Source organism: Candidatus Palauibacter sp. (assembly GCF_965197445.1).
GTDB lineage: Bacteria > Gemmatimonadota > Gemmatimonadetes > Palauibacterales > Palauibacteraceae > Palauibacter.
Map to the genome: position 1 here is coordinate 1,736,718 of NZ_CBDANE010000005.1, position 18,102 is coordinate 1,754,819.

Sequence of the window (18,102 nt, forward strand, 5' to 3'; positions counted from 1 at the left end):
CGGTGAACATTGGGCGGAGACACAGTCAGTCCCCGGTTCGGGTGGCGCTCATCATCGCGGGCGGCCTCGTTCTCGGAGGACTCCTCACGGAACTCGTGGCGGTTGCGTTGCCTCCGTCCGCGGCAAGGCAGTTCTTCATCACGACTGTTGCCGCTTCGCTGGAGCCCCTCGCGTTCGATCTGAGGGTACTCGCGCTTACGGTGGGGCCCATCGTCCTGCGCGTGAACTTCCTCAGCGTCGTCGGGGTCGTTCTGGTTGCCTGGTTCGCCCGCTCGCTCATCTGATCGGGGCGCGAGAGACGAGCCACAACGAAGGAGTCTGAGATGTTCGGATTGAGCCCGTGGGAATTGCTGCTGATATTCCTCGCGATCCTGCTTCTGTTCGGTGCCAAGAGACTACCCGAGATCGGGAGTTCCCTGGGCAGGGGGATCCGCGAGTTCAAAGGCTCCATCAAGGAAGTGGAGGGGGATGTGCGGGCGGAGATCACCGGGGACACGACGGCTTCGTCGGCGACCCAGGAAACCGCACAGCGCCAGCCCTCGAAGACGGAAGCCTAGAAGCCCGAGGAAAAGACGCGGCGTTTCGCCCGGGGCTGTCAGCAGCCCGGGGGATCAGGGGGTGGGAGCCAGGAGCGGATTCTCGGGGGCGAGCAGTCTGGCGCGGTGATCCTCGACGACAGCTTCTTCGCGCAGCGAGGCCAGCCACTTCTGGACGTACTGCTGGGACCGCTCGAAGCGTAGCTGAGCCAGCAGGGCATCCCTCACCTCGTCGAATCCCTCGCGCGTGGCGTCCTCACGTTCGAGTACTTCCACTACGGCCACGGCATCACCGGCGTCGAGGACACTACTCAGTTCACCGACTCCGCCCCCGAACGCGTACCCGATCGCTTCGGTGCCCTGACCGAGCCCCGGGACGAAATCCCCGCGCCGGAACGACTCGGCTTCCTCAGCCGTCCATCCGAGCCCCTCGGCCGCCTCATCCAGGGAGGCGCCGCCCTCCACCGCGTCGAGCAGGTTCCCGGCCATCTCGGCCGCCCGTTCCTTCTTCTTCTCGACAATCAGTTCGGCGCGGATGCCGATCCCGGCCTCATCGAGCGGAATCACGCTCTCATCTCTTCGCCCGAGCAGTTCGAAGAGATGGAAACCCGTCGGATTCTCGAACGACTCGGAGAGCTCGCCGATCTCGGCCTCCGGGCCGAGCGCCCACTCCCTCGCGATGCCCAGCTGGCCCGCGCCCGGAATGAAGTCCACGCCGTCGAGCAACTGCACGTCGGTGCGCAATGTCACCCCCAGCGAATCGGCGGCCGTCGTCAGATCCGTCCGTAACGCGACGTCTTCCAGAGCGTCGAGAAGCGTGAACACCGAGTCCTCGGTGGCGCCCGAAGCCTCGAAGGGGATGTAGATCTGCCGCAGCGCCAGCGAGTCGGCGGTTCGCTCATCGACCTGCAGGACATGGAGGCCGAACGGCGTCTCGACAGGGTCCGTGACCTCACCATCCGGCACCGCAGCGGCGGCATCGGCCAGCCTGGGGTCGAAGGCGGTCGCCGGCCGCTTGCCCATGAATCCACCTTGGGCGCCCGAGATGGAATCCGCGGACTCGGCCATCGCAACGGTCGCGAAGTCTTCACCTGCGCGCACCCGTTCAGAGAGAGCCGCCGCCCGCTCCCGTGCCTCGAGAGAGTCGGCGGGGGAGGGGCGGAGCGAGACGCTGACCATGTTCACGCGGGCGCTTGCCGGCCTGACCAGTTCGTCCACCCGCTCGTCATAGACGTCGCGGATCTCGTCGTCGGAAACCGAGACAGCGGAGTCCGGCACGAGCTGCGCCGGGTTCACCCGGACGAAGCGGACGCTGGCTCGCTCGTTCGTGTCCCGGTAGAACTGCCACGCCTCCTCGTCTGACACATAGATGCCGCTCTCCACCAGCGTCTGCAGCTTCCGCCGGGGCAGGATCGACCGGTAGTAGCTCTCGATCTGAAGCAGCTGGGTCTCGTCGGTGGCGGGATCCGTGAAGAAGCGGCGGTACTTCTCGATATCGAACTGTCCGTCCGTCTGGAACGCAGGGTAGCCGAGCATTTCCTGCGGAGGCTGTGTGAAGAAGGCCTGGCGGACTTCGGCGTCGGTTACGCTTACTCCGAGCCGGTCCAGTTCCGCCTGGATCAGGGTCGCGCTGATCAGGCTCTCCCAGGCCCGCTCGGTCACGACGCGCACATCCTCGTCGGTCATGCCGCGGTCACCCGCGCGGCTCACCGCGAGCTGATTCTGGAGGAAGATGTTCCACTCGTTGTAGCGGATGTCGCGCCCGCCGACCTGGCCGACCACGGGGTTGATCTGTCCTCCGAGGTTGCCGCCCTGCATGGCGTTGATGCCGTCGAACACCAGCCAGCCGACGAAGGCCGCGGCCATGATGCCCATCACAAGGGCTGCGCTGCCGCGCATCTTCCGCATGAACATGAGACGCCGAACCCTGCTTGTGGTCTTGAATCGAGTCGCCCGAACGGGGACGCGCCGGAATCGGAAGCCGGAACGACCATTCTCCCGCCGCCATCGGCTGCCGCAATCGGGCAAAAACGTACTCCGGGCCCGCGTTTCGGGCAACGAACAGCAACGGCGCCGCGATCGGGCCGGCGTCTTCGTTGACAACGAAAAAAATCGGTCGGTATGTTCTCTGAAAGCCCGTAGCAAGACCTCGGGTCGGCATCGCCACGGGCTTCCAGACCCGGGTCGGAAAGCCCGACCCAGCCGCTTCTCCCCCGGCGACGCCTGTGGCAACCGAAGATCACACCGAAGATCACACCGAGGAAATCCGGCAGCTCCTGCACCGCGGCGAGGTGGAGCCGAGAACCCACACGTTCGCGCGTCTGGCCGAACTCTACCGGGAGGACGGCGCCCTCGAGCGCGCTTTGAGCGTGGTCCGGCGCGGGCTGGCGTCCCATCCGCACTACCTGGCCGCCCGCCTGGTCCACGCCCGGGTGCTGCGCGACCTGGGGCGAGCTTCGGCCGCACGGACCGAGTACCAGCACGTCCTGACGCTCGATGCGCAGAATCCTGCGGCGCGTGCCGCGCTCGATCTGCCGGCCGACCCGCCCGCAGACTCCGCCCCGGCCCGCCGCGTGGCCGTGACGCGCTGGCTGGCGCGGCTGGACGCAGCATGGCGCGCCGGGCGACGAGGTACCTCCGCACCGGGCGGTGTCGCAGGTCAGGGTCCGCGCGGTCTCGATACGGCCACGCTGGCGACTCTCTACGCCCAGCAGGGCCTGTTCGACCGGGCGATCGGCGTCTATGAGCGGATGCTGGCTCGCGACCCGGGCAACACCCGTCTTGCAAGCGCACTGGCGGAGACTCGCCGCCGGGCGAGCGATGCAGATGGTCCGCCGCCGCGTGCGGCACCCATCGCCCCGGCTCCCGCGGTCCCCGCCAGCGACGTGGTGTCCATTCGGGTGCAGCTGCGGCAGACGCTCGACGCCGAGGCTCCGGCGGGCTCTCCGGCCGAAGGGTCCTGGCGGGCCTGGCTTGCCCGTCTGGACCACCCCGAATGAGTCTCATGCGCATCGGAGTCCTGAACGGACCGAACCTCAACCTTCTGGGCCGCCGCGAGCCCGACCACTACGGGACGCAGACACTGGCCGAGATCGAAGCGCTCCTCGTGGAGCGCGCGGAGGCCAGCGCAGCGGAACTCACCTTCTTCCAGTCCAACGACGAGGGTGACATCGTCGACTGGGTCCAGGCGAACGCCGACCTCGTGGACGGATGGCTCGTCAACGCCGCGGCTCTGACCCATACCAGCGTGGCACTGCGCGACGCCCTGGCCGGCTCGGACCGGCCGTTCGTGGAAGTGCACCTCTCGAACATCTTTGCCCGCGAGCCGTTCCGGCACACGTCGCTCCTCTCCGACCTGGCCATCGGGGTCATCGCGGGGTTTCGCGCATCCAGCTACCTGTTCGGCCTCGAGGCTCTTGTCCGGGTTCTCCAGGGACGTGGAGAAGCGGGGGCCGGCAAAGCGGAGTGAGCGCCCGCGGAGCCCGTCGGCTCCGGCTCGCAGCGGCCAGACGGGCCGCGGAGCACCGTTCCGTTCTGGTCACCGCCCGGACCAGCGTCCGCTATCTCAGCGGGTTCACCGGATCCGCGGGCGCGCTGTGGATCCCGGTCGCCGGATCACCGACGCTCGTCACCGACTCCCGCTATGAGGAGCAGGTTCGCCTCGAGGTGGGCGACCACATCCTCACGCACATCGGCCGCGAAGGGTGGATCCGCGGAGTGGCCGACGTCACCGGCGACGCGCCGGGCCCCACGGTCTTCGAGGCCGAGGACCTCACCGTGGCGGACTACGATGCGCTCCGTGAGACACTGCCCGGCATGGTGTTCGTCTCCCGGCGGGACCTCATCCGGGCGTTGAGGCAGGTCAAGGATCGACAGGAGCTCGACGCCATCGAACGGGCGGTCGCCGTGGCCGAGTCCGCGTTCGACCGGGTGCTGGCCGGGATCGACTGGGCGGGGGCCCCGAGTGAGCGCCAGGTCGCGACGGCGCTGGAAACCGAGCTGCGCCGGGGCGGTTCGGAGCCCCTTCCGTTCGATCCCATCGTGGCGGCGGGAGAGCGGTCCGCGCTGCCCCATGCGACCCCTTCAGACCGGCGCGTCGAACCGGGCGACCTGCTGCTCATCGATTTCGGGGCCCGTGTGGACGGCTACTGCAGCGACATCACGCGCACCTGCGTGCGGGGCACGCCCGAGCCGTGGCAGACGAACATTCACGCACGGGTGCTCGGAGCCCGGCAGCGGGCACGGGAGGCCATCCGCCCCGGGGCCGCGGCCCGTGCCGTCGACGCGGCCGCCAGGGATTCTCTGACCCGACACGATCTCGACACCTTCTTCGGCCACAGCACCGGTCACGGGATCGGACTCGACGTGCACGAGGGGCCGAGTCTGTCCTCGCGATCCGAAGACATCCTGCTGGCCGGAAACGTGGTGACAGTCGAACCGGGCGTGTATCTTCCCGGGCGCGGCGGCGTGCGCATCGAGGACGATGTGCTGGTCGAGGAGGACGGTTCACGCACGCTGACCCACCTTCCACGCGCCCTCGTCGAGCTCTAGTGCAGCTCCGCCACGGGCCGCCGGCAAGCCCCTGGCAGCTTCACAACGTGATCGGAGACCATGGCAGACACTTCGGATTTTCGGAGAGGGATGGTGATCGAACTCGACGGCACCCTCTACTCGATCACCTACTTCCAGCACGTGAAACCGGGGAAGGGTGGAGCCTTCGTGCGCACCAAGCTCAAGGACGTGATGGAAAGCGGGGTCATCGACAGGACGTTTCGCGCCGGCGAGAAGGTGAAGGAGGTCCGGCTGGAGCGCCGTCCGATCCAGTACACCTACACCGATGGCCAGCTGTACTACTTCATGAGTATGGAGACCTACGAGCAGATCCCGCTCTCGGGAGAGCAGATCGGCGAGGACCAGCTCCAGTATCTTCAGGAGAACATGGAGTGCCAGGGCTTGAACCGTGATGGCGTCGTACTCTCCGTGGAACTGCCGCAATTCGTGGAACTGGAGATCGTGGAAACGGAACCCGGAGTGCGCGGGGACACGGCGCAGGGAGGCGCGAAGCGCGCCCGGCTCGCGACGGGCGCCGTCGTGCAGGTTCCGCTCTTTCTCGAAGTCGGCGACGTCGTGCGCGTCGACCGGACCGAAGGCAAGTACATCACGCGGGTGACTTGATTATGGATATGGACTGGCTGAGAGGACTCATCAAGCTGGTCGAGGAGTCCGGCGTGGACGCACTGGACATCGAGCTGGTCGGCTCGGAGTTGGGGGATCCCACCAGAGTCAGGATCCGGAAGTCCCCGCGTGCGACGGCGGCGGCCGGAGTTGCGGCACCCATCGTCGGCAGCGCTCCCGGACCGCAGGCGGGTGCATCCCCGTCGGCGCCCGCCGCGTCCGACACGGCATCCTCCGAACTGCTGTTCGAGGTGTTCTCCCCCATGGTAGGCACCTTCTACCGCGCGTCCGCCGTCGACGCAGATCCCTTCGTCTCCGTCGGCGATCGCGTTGAAGCCGGCCAGACGCTCTGTATTCTGGAGGCGATGAAGCTCATGAACGAGCTGCAGTCGGACATCGCCGGCGTCGTGCGGGAGGTCGCGGTCGAGAACGCCGAACCGGTGGAGTTCGGCGAGTTGCTCTTCCGCATCGAGCCGAACTAGGCAGCCCGTGGCAAAGCCCCGGCTGCATTCGAGCGCCGATACACTTTAGCCCCGGCGGGCCCCATGTTTCGCAAGATCCTGATCGCCAACCGGGGCGAGATCGCGCTCCGTATCCTGCGCGCGTGCCGCGAACTCGACATCCGCACGGTCGCCGTGTACTCGGAGGCCGACCACGATTCGCTCCACGTGCGCTTCTCCGACGAGGACATCTGCATCGGACCTCCGGTGGGGCGCGAGAGCTATCTCAACATGCCCCGGATCCTTGCGGCCGCCGAGATCACCGGGGCGGAGGCCATCCATCCGGGCTACGGCTTTCTGGCTGAGAACGCCGAGTTTGCGGAGATCTGCGAGCGCAGTGGTCTGGTGTTCATCGGGCCCACCCCCGAGCAGATCCGGCGCATGGGGGACAAGGCCGAAGCTCGGAAGACGATGATGGCCGCGGGCGTGCCCGTGGTGCCGGGCTCTCCGGAACCCATCGAAGACGAGTCCGAGGCGCTGGAGGAGGCCCGGCGGATCGGTTTCCCCGTCATGATCAAGGCAGCCGCGGGCGGCGGGGGGAAGGGCATGCGGGCCGCGTTCGAGGAGGGGGAGTTCCGGCGCCATTTCAGGGTGGCCCGGAACGAGGCGGAAGCCAACTTCGGAGATCCCACGGTCTACCTCGAGAAACTGATCGAGCGCCCGCGTCACGTGGAGGTCCAGATCGTCGGCGATCGGCACGGGCAGGTCGTCCACCTGGGGGAGCGCGACTGCTCGAGTCAGCGCCGCCACCAGAAGCTCGTCGAGGAAGCCCCCAGCCCCGCGGTGACGCCGGAGATCCGCGAGGCCATGGGGGCGGCGGCGATTCTGGGAGCGGAGGCCATCGGGTATCAGAGCACCGGCACGGTGGAGTTCCTGCTGGCCCCCGACGGGCAGTTCTACTTCATGGAGATGAACACGCGAATCCAGGTCGAGCACCCGGTGACGGAACTCGTGACCTCGGTCGACCTCATCCAGGAGCAGATCCGGATCGCGGCGGGAGAGAAGCTGTCGCTCCGGCAGCCCGTCGAGTTCCACGGCCACGCGATCGAGTGCCGGATCAACGCCGAGGACCCCGAGCACGGGTTCCGGCCCTCGCCCGGTACGATCACGGCATTCCACGCGCCCGGCGGCCCCGGTGTGCGGGTCGATACGCACATCTACGCCGGCTACGTCGTGCCGCCGTATTACGATTCGTTGCTCGCAAAGCTCGTCGTCTGGGGGAAGACCCGCGAAGAGGCCCGGGTGCGCGCGTACCACGCGCTGGAGGAGTTCATCCTGGAAGGCGTCCATTCGACCGTGCCTTTCCTCCGCAAGGTGCTCGCACACCCCGATTTCATCTCGGGGAACATCGACACGGGATTCGTCGAGCGGTTCCTGACACGCTCGTGAGCGGTGGTCGCCCGTGAGCGCGATCGATGTTCTCTGGCTCCCGGCGGAAATCGAGTCCGACGCTCCCCGCGGACGCGCGACGGTCGTGATCGACGTGATCCGGGCCACGACGAGCATCACGACCGCGCTCGCGGCCGGAGCCGACCGCGTGATTCCCGCCCTCACAGTCAGCGAGGCGAGAGAAGCCGCCACGCGCACGGAGGGATCGCTCCTGTGCGGGGAACGTCAGGGTCTGCCGCCCGAGGGGTTCGACCTCGGGAACGCGCCCGGTGACTTCGACCCTGCGACCGTCGCGGGCCGGACCCTCGTATTCACGACCACGAACGGGACCGCCGCGATCGAGCGTGCGCGTGGAGAGGGCGGAGAGGGTCCCCTGCGCCTCGGCTGTTTCCGGAACGTCCGGGCGGTCGCGCGCAGGGTCGCGGCCGATGCGGCCCCGGGCGGGCGTGGGCTGGCCATCGTGTGCGCCGGGCGGCGAGGTCGCGTGAGCATGGACGACGCGTGGTGCGCGGGCCATCTTGCAGGACGGCTCGTCCACGCGGTCGCGGGGGTCGGATTGACCGACGGCGCGCGGGCCGCGCAGGCGCTCTCCGCCGAACTGGGACCGCCGACCGCCGCGGCCCTCGCCCGTACCGCGGCCGGACGGGCGCTACACGGCATCGGCCGGGCTGACGACCTTTCGGCCTGCGCGGCGTTGGACGATCTCGAGGTCGTGCCGGTCTGGCGTGCCGGCGCCCTCGTGAAGGGTGGGGAGGAGGACGTGTGATGGTGGATCAACGGCAACGGCGCGAGGTGCTGGGCGTCGGGCTCATCGTGCTCGGCCTGCTGGCGGCGTTCGCGCTCGTGTCCCCGGTGCTGACCGGAGACCGAAACTGGATCGGACCGGCCGGCGAACAGCTCCACTTCAGACTCGATTTCGCGGTCGGACCCCTTTCGCCGCTTCTGGCCATCCCCGCCTTCGTCTGGGGCGCGTACTTCCTCGGCTGGGGCAGGCGGGGTCGGGCGATCCGATGGTCCATCCTTCCGGTGGCGATGCTCGTCGTGCTGCCCGCCCTGTACTGGCTCATGGCGGGGTCCAGCGCCGAGGTGGCGTCGGGCGTCGGTTGGCTGGGAGACCAGGCGGGGGCGGGCCTCCAATCCGTGTTCGGTCGGCTCGGCGGCGGACTGATCGCGGTGGGCGTGCTCGTGCTCACGCTCGTCGTCACGATGCGCTGGTCGCTGACCGGCGGCGTGGCCGCGGGAGGGCGCGCGGCCCGGCGCGGATGGGTCGCGAGTGTGCGAGGTGCCCGCGGGCTCGGCCGCTCCATCGCGAAGCCGGTCCGTGCGGAGCGCCCGTCGCGGCGCCCCGCCCCCCCCGTCCGGCCGGATCCGCCCGGCGAGGCGAAGGCGAAGCGGTCCGCGGCGACCGGGTCACGCCGCGGAGCCGCGAAGAAGGGGGCGCGCAAGCCGGCGAAACGGAAGGCGGCGAAGCCGACCGGCGAGCCCAAGGAGGAAGTACCTGCCGTCCCCGAACTCGACGATCCCGGCGACCCCGACTCCCTGGTGCTCCCGCCGCTCCATCTGTTCGATGCGCCGGTCGGCCAGGGGAGCGGTCTCGGTGTTCGCGATCTCGACCGGCTCGGCGAAATCCTGATCGAGAAGCTGGCCACCTTCCGCGTGGCGGGTGAGATCGGCGGCTGGACCACCGGTCCCGTCGTGACGCAGTTCGAGGTCGTGCCGGCCCCGGGTGTGAAGGTGGGGCAGATCTCGGCCCGCGCGGACGACATCGCGCTGGCGCTCAAGGCGCCCTCCGTGCGGATCGTGGCGCCGATTCCGGGCAAGGGCGCCGTCGGCGTCGAGGTCCCCAATCCCTCATCGGAGATGGTGCTCGTGCGCGAAGTGCTCGAGAGCCCGGCGTACCGCCGGGGCCGCCAGACCCTTCCGCTCGCGCTGGGACGCGACCTGTCCGGAAAGCCGGTCTGCGCGGACCTCACCCGCATGCCGCACCTGCTCATCGCCGGCCAGACGGGATCGGGGAAATCGGTGTGCATCAACACCATCATCACGAGCCTGGTCTGCCGGTACACGCCGGCCGAACTGCGCCTCCTGATGGTGGACCCGAAGATGGTGGAGCTGTCCGTCTACGGAGACCTTCCGCATCTCCGCCACCCCGTCATCACCGACAACGACGAAGCCGCGTCCGTCCTCAAGTGGGCGGTGTACGAGATGAAGCGGCGTTTCGGACTGCTCTCCTCCAACGGGTGCCGGAACGTCAAGGAGTTCAACGGCCGGATCGCCGGGGGGCGCGAGGTCTTTCTCCCGAAGCGCGCCGTGACCGACGAACCGGCGCTCTACGACGAAGGTCCGCTCCCCTACGTGGTGCTCGTCATCGACGAACTGGCGGACCTCATGATGACCGTACAGTCCGAGGTCGAGACCCCGCTCGCGATGCTGGCCCAGAAGGCCCGCGCGGTGGGGATTCACCTTGTGCTCGCGACCCAGCGCCCCTCGGTCAACGTCCTCACGGGGCTCATCAAGGCCAACATCCCTAGCCGGATCGCCTTCCGGGTCGCGTCGAAGATCGACAGCCGCACGATCCTCGACCAGAACGGGGCGGACAGCCTGCTGGGAAACGGGGATATGCTCTTCCTGCCCCCGGGCGAGTCGGATCCGGTTCGCATTCAGGGCGCCTTCATCTCCTCGGAGGAGACGGAGCGCATGCTCGACTGGTACCGGGCCCAGGCGAAGGCGCGCGCCGAGGAAGAGGCGGCCGCCGAGCGCGACATCCTCGACATGCTGAAGGAGCTCGAAGAGGACGAGGGGGGCGCGGGGGTGTCGGACGAGGGCGCCGAGGATCGTGACAAGCTGTTCCGGCAGGCCGCCGAGATCGTGATCTCGCACTCGGCCGGCTCCACGAGCCTGCTGCAGCGACGTCTCAGGATCGGCTACGGACGGGCTGCCCGGATCATCGATCAGCTGCACGCGGCGGGCATCGTGGGGCCGGCGGAAGGGTCCAAACCCCGCGAGGTGTTCGCCACGTTGACGGACCTGGACGAAGGAACGGTCGACGAGGGATGAGGCGTCGCCGCTCGCATCCAGCCCGGTCCGTGCCCGCCGTGGCACCTGCCGCCCGCCTCCTCGCGGCATGGGCGCTCGTGGCCGGAGGGTTTTTCGCCTGCGCGGATGGCGACTCGGGCGAGGCGGAGGCGGCACGGGCCCGGCTGGAGGCCGAGTTCGGGCGCCGTGATGAGGCGCCGGCCCCGGACGCCGCGGATGCGCCAGGCGACCGAGAAGCTCCGTCCGAGGGCCGCGCCCCGGCCGACCCGCCTGCGGCGACCCCCGGTGCGACCGAGCCCGAAGACGCGCGGGGTGAGGAGGCGGTGCGCGAGGATCCGTCCTCTTCGGAAGGAGATGCCGGTCTCCCGGCGACATCGCCCCCGTCCGGGTCCGCCGTGGTGGAGGTCGACTCACTGCTCGCACTGGCCGACGCGGCCTACGCCCGCCTGGAACGGCTACGGGCCGCGTTCTCTCAGCGAATCGAGAACCCGCTCCTCGGCCGCACGCGCGAGGGCACCGGGACGTGGCACCAGGCTGGACGCAACCGGTTCCGGATGGACTTCGACGATCCGCCCGATGACATCTACATCGCCGACGGATCCTGTCTCTGGCTCTACGAGCCGTCGCTCCACGACCAGATCATGGTGTCGCGGCTCGAGGAGGGCGTAGAACTGGGCACCATCGATATCCTGGGGCGGCTGCTCTCCGAGGCGCGAACCCGCTACTCCGCCGTCGACGCAGGGGCCGAGGAGATCGACGGTGTGGAGACGCGCGTCGTGTTGCTGACGCCGCGAGATCTTCCGGCGAGATACGTCGAGGTTCGCCTGTGGATCGGGATCTCCGACCGGTATGTGCGTCGTTTCCGGATCAAGGAGGAGAACGAGACCGTCCGTACGGTGACGCTCACGAGGCTCGAGCCGCAGGTTCCCATCGATCTTGCGGTGTTCGAGTATACGCCCCCGGCCGGCGTGCCGATCTTCCCCACTGACGTGCGATGCGACTAGGACTCATCAGCCTCGGCTGCGACAAGAACACGGTCGACTCCGAGCGAATGCTCGCAGAGTTGGTCGGGCACGGGGCCGAACGCACCCCGGTGGCGGACGCGGAAGTCATCCTCGTGAACACCTGCGGGTTCATCGACGCCGCCAAGGAAGAGTCGATCGAGACGATCATAGAGGCGGGCCGGATGAAGCGTGACGGGGCGTGCCGCAGCGTGGTGGCGGTCGGGTGCATGGTCGAGCGTTACCGGGACGAACTCACGGATTCACTGCCCGAGGTCGACCTCATGCTCGGCCTGCGGGATCTCGACCGGCTCGTGCCCGAGTTGCAGGCGCGGGGGCTGCTGACCGGACCTGCTCCGGCGGGGGGCGTCCACCCGGGGGAGCGGATCCCCCTGGAGGCCCGACACGTCCGCTACCTCAAGGTGAGCGAGGGCTGCGATCACGGATGCGCCTTCTGCGCGATTCCCCTGTGGCGCGGAAAGCACCGGTCGTTCGAGTTGGAGCGGATTGTCGCCGAGGCCCAGCGCCTGGAGGCTCAGGGAGCGGTCGAGGTGAACCTCGTCGCCCAGGACCTCGCCCACTGGGCACGTGAACGCCGCGACGGCACGGACATCGCGACGCTCCTCGAGGCACTCCTCCGCGACACGTCGATCCCCTGGTTCCGCCTGCTGTACATCTATTCGGCGGGGCTGCGCCAGCCTCTGGTGGAATTGATGGCGGCCGAGCCGCGGCTCCTTTCCTACATCGACATGCCGATTCAGCACGCCAGCGACACCGTGCTCCATCGCATGCGGCGGCCCGAGCGCTCCGCGACGCTCCGGACGAAAGTGGCCTGGCTGCGGGATGCCATCCCCGACCTCACGCTCAGGACGACCGTCCTCGTCGGGTTCCCCGGCGAGACGGACGAGGAATTCCGCGAACTGGTGGACTTTCTGGACGAGGTGCCGTTCGACCGGCTGGGGGCGTTCGCGTTCTCGCCTCAGGACGGGACGCGGGCGGCGGGGATGGAGGACAGCTTCGTGCCCGCCGCCGTGGCGCAGGACCGTCTCGAGGAAGTGATGGAAGTACAGCGCGCGGTCAGCGGCGAACGGCTTGCCGCCGAGATCGGCCGGGAGCGCGTCGCCGTCGTCGATGCCCCGGCCGGCGCGGAGGATCCCGTTCTCGGGCTCCTCTATGACGAGCCGCCGGGCGCCGCGCAGTTGGGCCGGATCGAGAGCCAGGCGGACGATGTGGACGGTGCCACGGTACTCTTCGGCGCGGAGGGCCTCGCGCCCGGCTCGCTGGTGCGCGTCGAGATCGAGCGCGCCGCCGATTTCGACCTCGCCGGGAGCGTGCGGGAGGTGGTGCGGCCGGCGTCGGCCCTGGCCGCCACGATGTCGCCGGCAGCCACGCCGGGGCGGGGGCTCCCCGTTCTGGGGCTGGACAGCGCTTGGGGCCGGTGAGCCGCGGCCCGCATCAGCCGGCCGGCCCGTCCGACTGGGTGCGGCGGGCCCGCGCCGTGATGCCGGGTGGCGTCAGTTCGCCCGTTCGGGCGTTCGGCCCGGTCGGCATGGAGCCGTTCTTCGCGGCGAGAGGCGCAGGCGCGCGGATCTTCGATGACGCCGGGCGCGGCTATCTCGATTACGTCCTCTCCTGGGGTCCGCTCATCCTGGGCCACGCGGCCCCGGCCGTCGTCGAGGCGGTGACGCGTGCGGCCCGCGACGGCATGAGCTTCGGCGCGTGCCACCGGCGCGAGGTCGAGTTGGCCGAACGCCTCGCCGACTGCGTGCCCGGCGTGGAGATGGTGCGCTTCGTCAACAGTGGGACCGAGGCGACGATGTCGGCCGTGCGGCTGGCCCGCGCCGCGACCGGGCGCGACCTGATCCTCAAGTTCCAGGGGTGCTATCACGGACACGCGGACGCGTTTCTCGTCATGGCCGGATCGGGCGTAGCCACCCTGTCACTCCCCGATTCGCCCGGAGTCCCGGCCGCCGCGTCGCGACTCACGCTGACGGTCCCGTACAACGACATCGAGGCGGTGGACGCGGCCGTCGCGGAACATGGCCCCCGGCTCGCCGCCATCATCGTCGAGCCCGTGGCGGGGAACGCCGGCCTCATCCCTCCCCGCGACGGTTTTCTGGAAGGCCTGCGCCACCGCTGCGACCGCGCGGGAGCGCTCCTCATCTTCGACGAAGTGATGACCGGGTTCCGCGTGGCGCGTGGCGGCGCGCAGGAGCGCTACGGCGTCATCCCGGATCTCACGACGCTCGGCAAGGTCGTCGGCGCCGGCCTTCCGGTCGCGGCGTACGCCGGCCCCGGCGAGCTGATGCGGAGGGTCGCCCCGGCGGGTCCCATGTACCAGGCCGGAACCCTGTCCGGGAACCCCCTCGGCATGGCGGCGGGTCTGGCTCAACTCCGGGAACTCGACCGGACCGACCCCTTCGACGCCCTCGCGCGACGGGCCTCGACTCTCGTGGACGGGATCCTCGCGGCCGCGCGCTCCCGCGGCATCCCGGCCTGCGGGACGGCCGTGGGCTCCATGTGGGGTGTCTTCTTCACGGAAGGCCCTGTGTTCGACTTCGACGGCGCCCGGCGCGCAGACGCCGAGTTCTTCGCCCGCTACTACCGGGCGTGTTTCGAACGCGGCGTGTTCTTCGCCCCTTCGGCCTTCGAAGTCGGCTTCCTCTCAACCGCGCATACGGATGCGGACGTGAACGAGACCCTGGACGTGGTAGGTGAGTCGATGGACGCGGCGCTGGACGCGGCGATGGACGGCGCGACGTGAACTGGCGGGCCCGGGTGGTCCCCGAGCGGGCCGGCCTCCTGCTCGCGGGCGGGGCGCTGATGGGGCTCGCGCATCCCCCCTTCCACCTGCTGGTGACGTCGTTCGTCGCGCTCGTCCCCTTCATCGTCTGGCTCGAGGGGCTGCCCCCGGGAGCGGAGGGGCGGAGGCAGGCGCGCGTCGGCGGCTTCTTCTTCGGGCTGATCTACTACACGCTCGTCCTCTACTGGCTCTTCGTCGCGCTCGTCTTCTACACCTGGCTGGCGCTGCTCGCGTTCCTCGCGCCCATCCTCATCATGATGGTGATCCTGTCGTGGGCGTCCGCGGGGATACACATGGCCCGCCATCGCCTCGGATGGCCGCTCTACCTGGCCTTTCCCGTCTTCTGGACGGTGGTCGAGGTACTGCGAGCCAATCTGCTGGATATCTCTTTCCCGTGGATGCAGTTCGGAGACAGCCTTTCCGGATATCCCATGCTCGTGGGCGCCGCGGATCTCGTGGGCTCCCGCGGCCTCTCCTTCTGGCTCGCGGCGGCGAATACTCTTATCGCGCTTGGGTTCCTGGCGTTCCGGGCGCGCGGGTGGCGGGCCGTCCGGGGGCCGGCGCTCGGGCTCCTGATCACGCTCGCGGGACCGATCGGCTACTCGGTGGTGCGGTGGGAGACGCTCGAGACGAGGCCTGTGGCCCGGGTCGGCGTGGTTCAGCCGAACGTACCCCAGCACCTTCGGGAAGCCGATGCCGCCGCCGCGACGGACAGCGCCCTCCGTGCGACGGGGACCCTGATCTCTCCCTGGCCGGGTCGTGAGAACATCGACCTCGCGCTTTTTCCCGAGACAATGTTCCGGGGCACCATCTTCAATCCAATGCCTTCTTTCCCCTACGCCGGCTGGCTGGAGGCTCACGCCTGGGTGGAAGGGATCGGCGACGCGCTCGACGCGGAGGTCGCGGTGGGCGGCATCGGGGCGCGCGATCTCGGAGACGAGCGCTACCAATTGTTCAACTCGGCGTTCCACTTCCGTGCTGGCGAGGGCATCGTCAACCGGTACGACAAACGCTTTCTCGTGCCGCTGGTGGAGAGGGTCCCGTTCGTTCCGCCCCGGTGGTTCCAACGGATTCCCTATATGGGGGATTTCGGTGTTGGCGAACTGCAGCCGCCGATCGAGATTTCGACGGAGGAGGGTGGCGCCGCCTACGGGACGATGATCTGCTATGAGTCGATCTTCTCGCCGCTGGCGCGACACTACCGCCGGAACGGCGCCGATTTTCTCGTCAACATCTCCAACGACTCGTGGTTCGGCCGTGACGCGTGGTGGAGTCGTTCGAGCGCGCTGTGGCAGCACCCGGCGCACCTCGTCATGCGTTCGATCGAAACGCGGATGGGGGCGGCCCGGTCGGCGAACACGGGGCTGTCGCTGATCGTGGATCCGCGGGGGCGCGTGTCGCACCGGACCGAACTGTTCGAGCCGGCGGCCTTCGTGGCGGATGTCTCGACGACGGACGGGCTCACGGCGTATGTCCGGTTCGGAGATGTGGTGGGGACCGCGTCCGCGCTGGCAGCGATTCTCGCCCTCTGCGCGTCCATCTGGAAGGGCAGAACCCCGGTGAGACCGGCGGACGAGGGCAGATGACACCGAGGCTGGAACGGGGAATGGGATGGCGGCGCGCGAAGTGGCTCCTGATTGGGGTCCTGTGCGCCCCCGGGGCGGGCGAGGTCGCCGCTCAGGTGCCGGACTCGGTGGCCCGGGACACCACCGTCGTCCGGTTGAGGGAACTTCGCATCGAGGCGACGCGGCCGATCGCAAGCGTCTCCGGGGCGAGCGCAGTGCGCCTCAGTCTCCAGTCACCGCGCGTCGCCGCAGTACCGCTGCTGGGGGAGGCGCTGCGCGAAGTCCCCTTCGTCCATGTGCGCGAGAATTCGCGCGGGGAAACCCAGCTGACCCTGCGGGGGACGGAATCCCGCCAGCTTGCGGTGCTCGTGGACGGGGTGCCGCTGACGCTGGGCTGGGACGCGCGCACGGATCTGTCGCTCATCCCGATCGAGGCCGCGCGCGAGGTGGAACTGTTCCGCGGCACCTCGTCCGTCCTCCACGGGCCGAACGTCCTCGGCGGCGTGGTGTCGATCCAGCTCGGCCATGGCAGTGTGGACCCCGAGCGTCGACTCAACGGGGTCCAGGGCGGCGTGGACGCAACGGGAGCGGCGGTCGGCGGTGTGCGCCTGGGCCGCACCTGGAGTTCCGGCGAGGGCGGCCTCTCCGTCCAGGCCGGGGGTGCGTACCGCTCACGCGATGGGGTGCCACTGCCGGGCGGCGTGGATCAGCTTGCGGGGGTGGACCCCGACCGACGCCTCAACAGCGACCTCGACCATGCGAGCGGGTTCTTCACGGGCAGGTACGAATCGGAGGCCGGCGCCTGGGTGTCCATGTCGGCCTTCGGGTATCGCGCCGCGAAGGGGGTCCCTCCGGAACTCCACGTGAGGGATCCGCGCCGATGGAGGATTCCGGAGACAAAGCGGCTCGTAGGCACGGTCTCCGCGGGGACCGCGTGGGGGCGGACGCCCCTGGGCACGGGAGATTTCGAGGTCAGCATCGGAGTCGATGCGGGCGACGCTGAGATCGATGAGTTCGCGACGCTGGATTACGAGGATGTCGTCGAACAGGAATTCGCGGACGACCGCACGCTCACGCTGCGGGCCCTGTCGGATCACGAAGTCGGGGAAGGCGTCCTGCGGAGCGCGCTGACCTGGGCCGAGACGCGTCATGTGGAACGGATCGTACCCGGCGGGAAGTCCACCTATCGCCAGCGCCTGATGAGCCTCGGGGGCGAATTCGAGTTTCCGCTCGCGCGACCGGGCGCCGGGTTCTGGTCCGGTGCCAGAATCAGCCTCGGGGCGAGCTTCGACCGCGGGTCCACCCCGGAAACCGGAGATCGGGAGCCCCGGGAGGCGATCGACGACTGGGGTGCGCGAATCGGGGGCTCGGCCCAGCTCGGCGACCGGGTCCGCCTCCACATGGGGGCGAGCCGCCGCGTCCGTTTCCCCTCGCTGCGGGAGCTGTACTCGGGCGCGCTCGGCCGCTTCGTCCCCAACCCACGCCTCGCACCCGAGGCGTTGCGCGCCGTGGAGACCGGCGTCACCGGCACGATCGATGCGCTGGGCGCCGAAATCGAGGTGCAGGGCGTCCTTTTCATTCAGAGCTTCTCGAACGCGATCGTGCGCACGGGGTTGGGAGACGGACGGTTCCGGAGGGAGAACCGCCGTCGGATCGACGCCGCGGGGCTGGAACTCCTCGGCGACGCGCGGTGGGGGGAGTTCTCGGTCGGCGGCGACCTCACGTGGCAGGACGTGAGCGTGACGGACGAGCGGTTTCCGGCCCTTCGGCCGCGTGCCGAGTATCAGCCCGAGCTCACGGTCGGGGGCCACATCGGCGGACCGCTGCCCGGGGGCCTGAGGGTGCGCGCCGCAGTGGAAGCGGTAGGCCGCCAGTTCTGCGTCCATCCCGATCTGGAGACGGATGTCTCGCTCGACCCGACGACGCGCCTCGATCTTGTCGTGAGCCGCGAATTCACTGTCGGAGGACCGTTCCGGACGCTTCAGACCTCGCTGTCGCTGGACAATCTGGCGGACGCGGCGGTGTTCGATCAGTGCGGGCTGCCCCAGCCCGGGCGCCTTCTCCGGCTACAGTTTCGGCTGTTTTGACCGGTCTTCG

At 69.2% G+C, this 18,102-nt stretch carries 16 protein-coding genes; 15 read left to right on the forward strand and 1 reads right to left on the reverse strand.

The features are described from left to right. Positions 1-2 precede the first annotated feature (2 nt). On the forward strand, positions 3-284 hold the full coding sequence (locus ACN9M6_RS15005; protein WP_419163687.1) for a hypothetical protein: 282 nt from the start codon (positions 3-5) through the stop codon (positions 282-284). Between the two features lie 39 nt (positions 285-323). Beyond that, entirely contained in the window at positions 324-557 is a 234-nt protein-coding gene (locus ACN9M6_RS15010; protein ID WP_419163688.1) for a Sec-independent protein translocase subunit TatA/TatB, read from the forward strand. 54 nt (positions 558-611) lie between these two features. Here ACN9M6_RS15010 and ACN9M6_RS15015 read toward each other — a convergent pair whose 3' ends face one another. Beyond that, on the reverse strand, positions 612-2,450 hold the full coding sequence (locus ACN9M6_RS15015) for a peptidylprolyl isomerase (RefSeq protein WP_419163689.1): 1,839 nt from the start codon (positions 2,448-2,450) through the stop codon (positions 612-614). Positions 2,451-2,761: 311 nt separating this feature from the next. Here ACN9M6_RS15015 and ACN9M6_RS15020 point away from each other — a divergent pair, with 311 nt between their 5' ends. From ACN9M6_RS15020 to ACN9M6_RS15080, 13 genes are all read left to right on the forward strand, one after another. Next, entirely contained in the window at positions 2,762-3,535 is a 774-nt protein-coding gene (locus ACN9M6_RS15020; protein ID WP_419163690.1) for a tetratricopeptide repeat protein, read from the forward strand. 5 nt (positions 3,536-3,540) lie between these two features. Next, positions 3,541-4,005, forward strand: a complete 465-nt coding sequence (aroQ, locus tag ACN9M6_RS15025) for a type II 3-dehydroquinate dehydratase (protein ID WP_419163773.1) — start codon at positions 3,541-3,543, stop codon at positions 4,003-4,005. Beyond that, complete coding sequence (locus ACN9M6_RS15030; protein ID WP_419163691.1) at positions 4,002-5,087, forward strand: M24 family metallopeptidase; 1,086 nt, start codon at positions 4,002-4,004, stop codon at positions 5,085-5,087. Before aroQ ends, ACN9M6_RS15030 begins: the two co-directional genes overlap by 4 nt. Before the next feature lie 60 nt (positions 5,088-5,147). Further along, entirely contained in the window at positions 5,148-5,711 is a 564-nt protein-coding gene (gene efp / locus ACN9M6_RS15035) for an elongation factor P (RefSeq protein WP_419163692.1), read from the forward strand. A gap of 2 nt (positions 5,712-5,713) precedes the next feature. Further along, positions 5,714-6,193, forward strand: coding sequence for an acetyl-CoA carboxylase biotin carboxyl carrier protein (accB, locus tag ACN9M6_RS15040; protein WP_419163693.1), 480 nt, complete (start codon positions 5,714-5,716; stop codon positions 6,191-6,193). A gap of 63 nt (positions 6,194-6,256) precedes the next feature. Then, complete coding sequence (gene accC / locus ACN9M6_RS15045) at positions 6,257-7,600, forward strand: acetyl-CoA carboxylase biotin carboxylase subunit (protein ID WP_419163694.1); 1,344 nt, start codon at positions 6,257-6,259, stop codon at positions 7,598-7,600. A gap of 13 nt (positions 7,601-7,613) precedes the next feature. Continuing rightward, positions 7,614-8,366 (forward strand): 2-phosphosulfolactate phosphatase, encoded by a 753-nt coding sequence (locus ACN9M6_RS15050; RefSeq protein ID WP_419163695.1) that lies wholly within the window; start codon positions 7,614-7,616, stop codon positions 8,364-8,366. Continuing rightward, the gene (locus ACN9M6_RS15055; RefSeq protein WP_419163696.1) at positions 8,366-10,657 is read left to right on the forward strand and encodes a DNA translocase FtsK; all 2,292 of its coding nucleotides are present in this window, start codon (positions 8,366-8,368) and stop codon (positions 10,655-10,657) included. Before ACN9M6_RS15050 ends, ACN9M6_RS15055 begins: the two co-directional genes overlap by 1 nt. Positions 10,658-10,695: 38 nt before the next feature. After that, positions 10,696-11,640 (forward strand): LolA family protein, encoded by a 945-nt coding sequence (locus ACN9M6_RS15060; protein ID WP_419163697.1) that lies wholly within the window; start codon positions 10,696-10,698, stop codon positions 11,638-11,640. Further along, positions 11,631-13,079 (forward strand): 30S ribosomal protein S12 methylthiotransferase RimO, encoded by a 1,449-nt coding sequence (gene rimO, locus ACN9M6_RS15065; protein ID WP_419163698.1) that lies wholly within the window; start codon positions 11,631-11,633, stop codon positions 13,077-13,079. Before ACN9M6_RS15060 ends, rimO begins: the two co-directional genes overlap by 10 nt. Continuing rightward, positions 13,076-14,401 (forward strand): glutamate-1-semialdehyde 2,1-aminomutase, encoded by a 1,326-nt coding sequence (gene hemL / locus ACN9M6_RS15070; protein ID WP_419163699.1) that lies wholly within the window; start codon positions 13,076-13,078, stop codon positions 14,399-14,401. The genes rimO and hemL overlap by 4 nt, the downstream gene beginning before the upstream one ends. After that, positions 14,398-16,026, forward strand: coding sequence for an apolipoprotein N-acyltransferase (gene lnt, locus ACN9M6_RS15075; RefSeq protein ID WP_419163700.1), 1,629 nt, complete (start codon positions 14,398-14,400; stop codon positions 16,024-16,026). Before hemL ends, lnt begins: the two co-directional genes overlap by 4 nt. Next, positions 16,023-18,092 carry a TonB-dependent receptor gene (locus ACN9M6_RS15080; protein ID WP_419163701.1) on the forward strand — a complete coding sequence of 690 codons (2,070 nt, stop codon included), beginning with the start codon at positions 16,023-16,025 and terminating at the stop codon, positions 18,090-18,092. The genes lnt and ACN9M6_RS15080 overlap by 4 nt, the downstream gene beginning before the upstream one ends. The last annotated feature ends 10 nt before the right edge of the window (positions 18,093-18,102 follow it).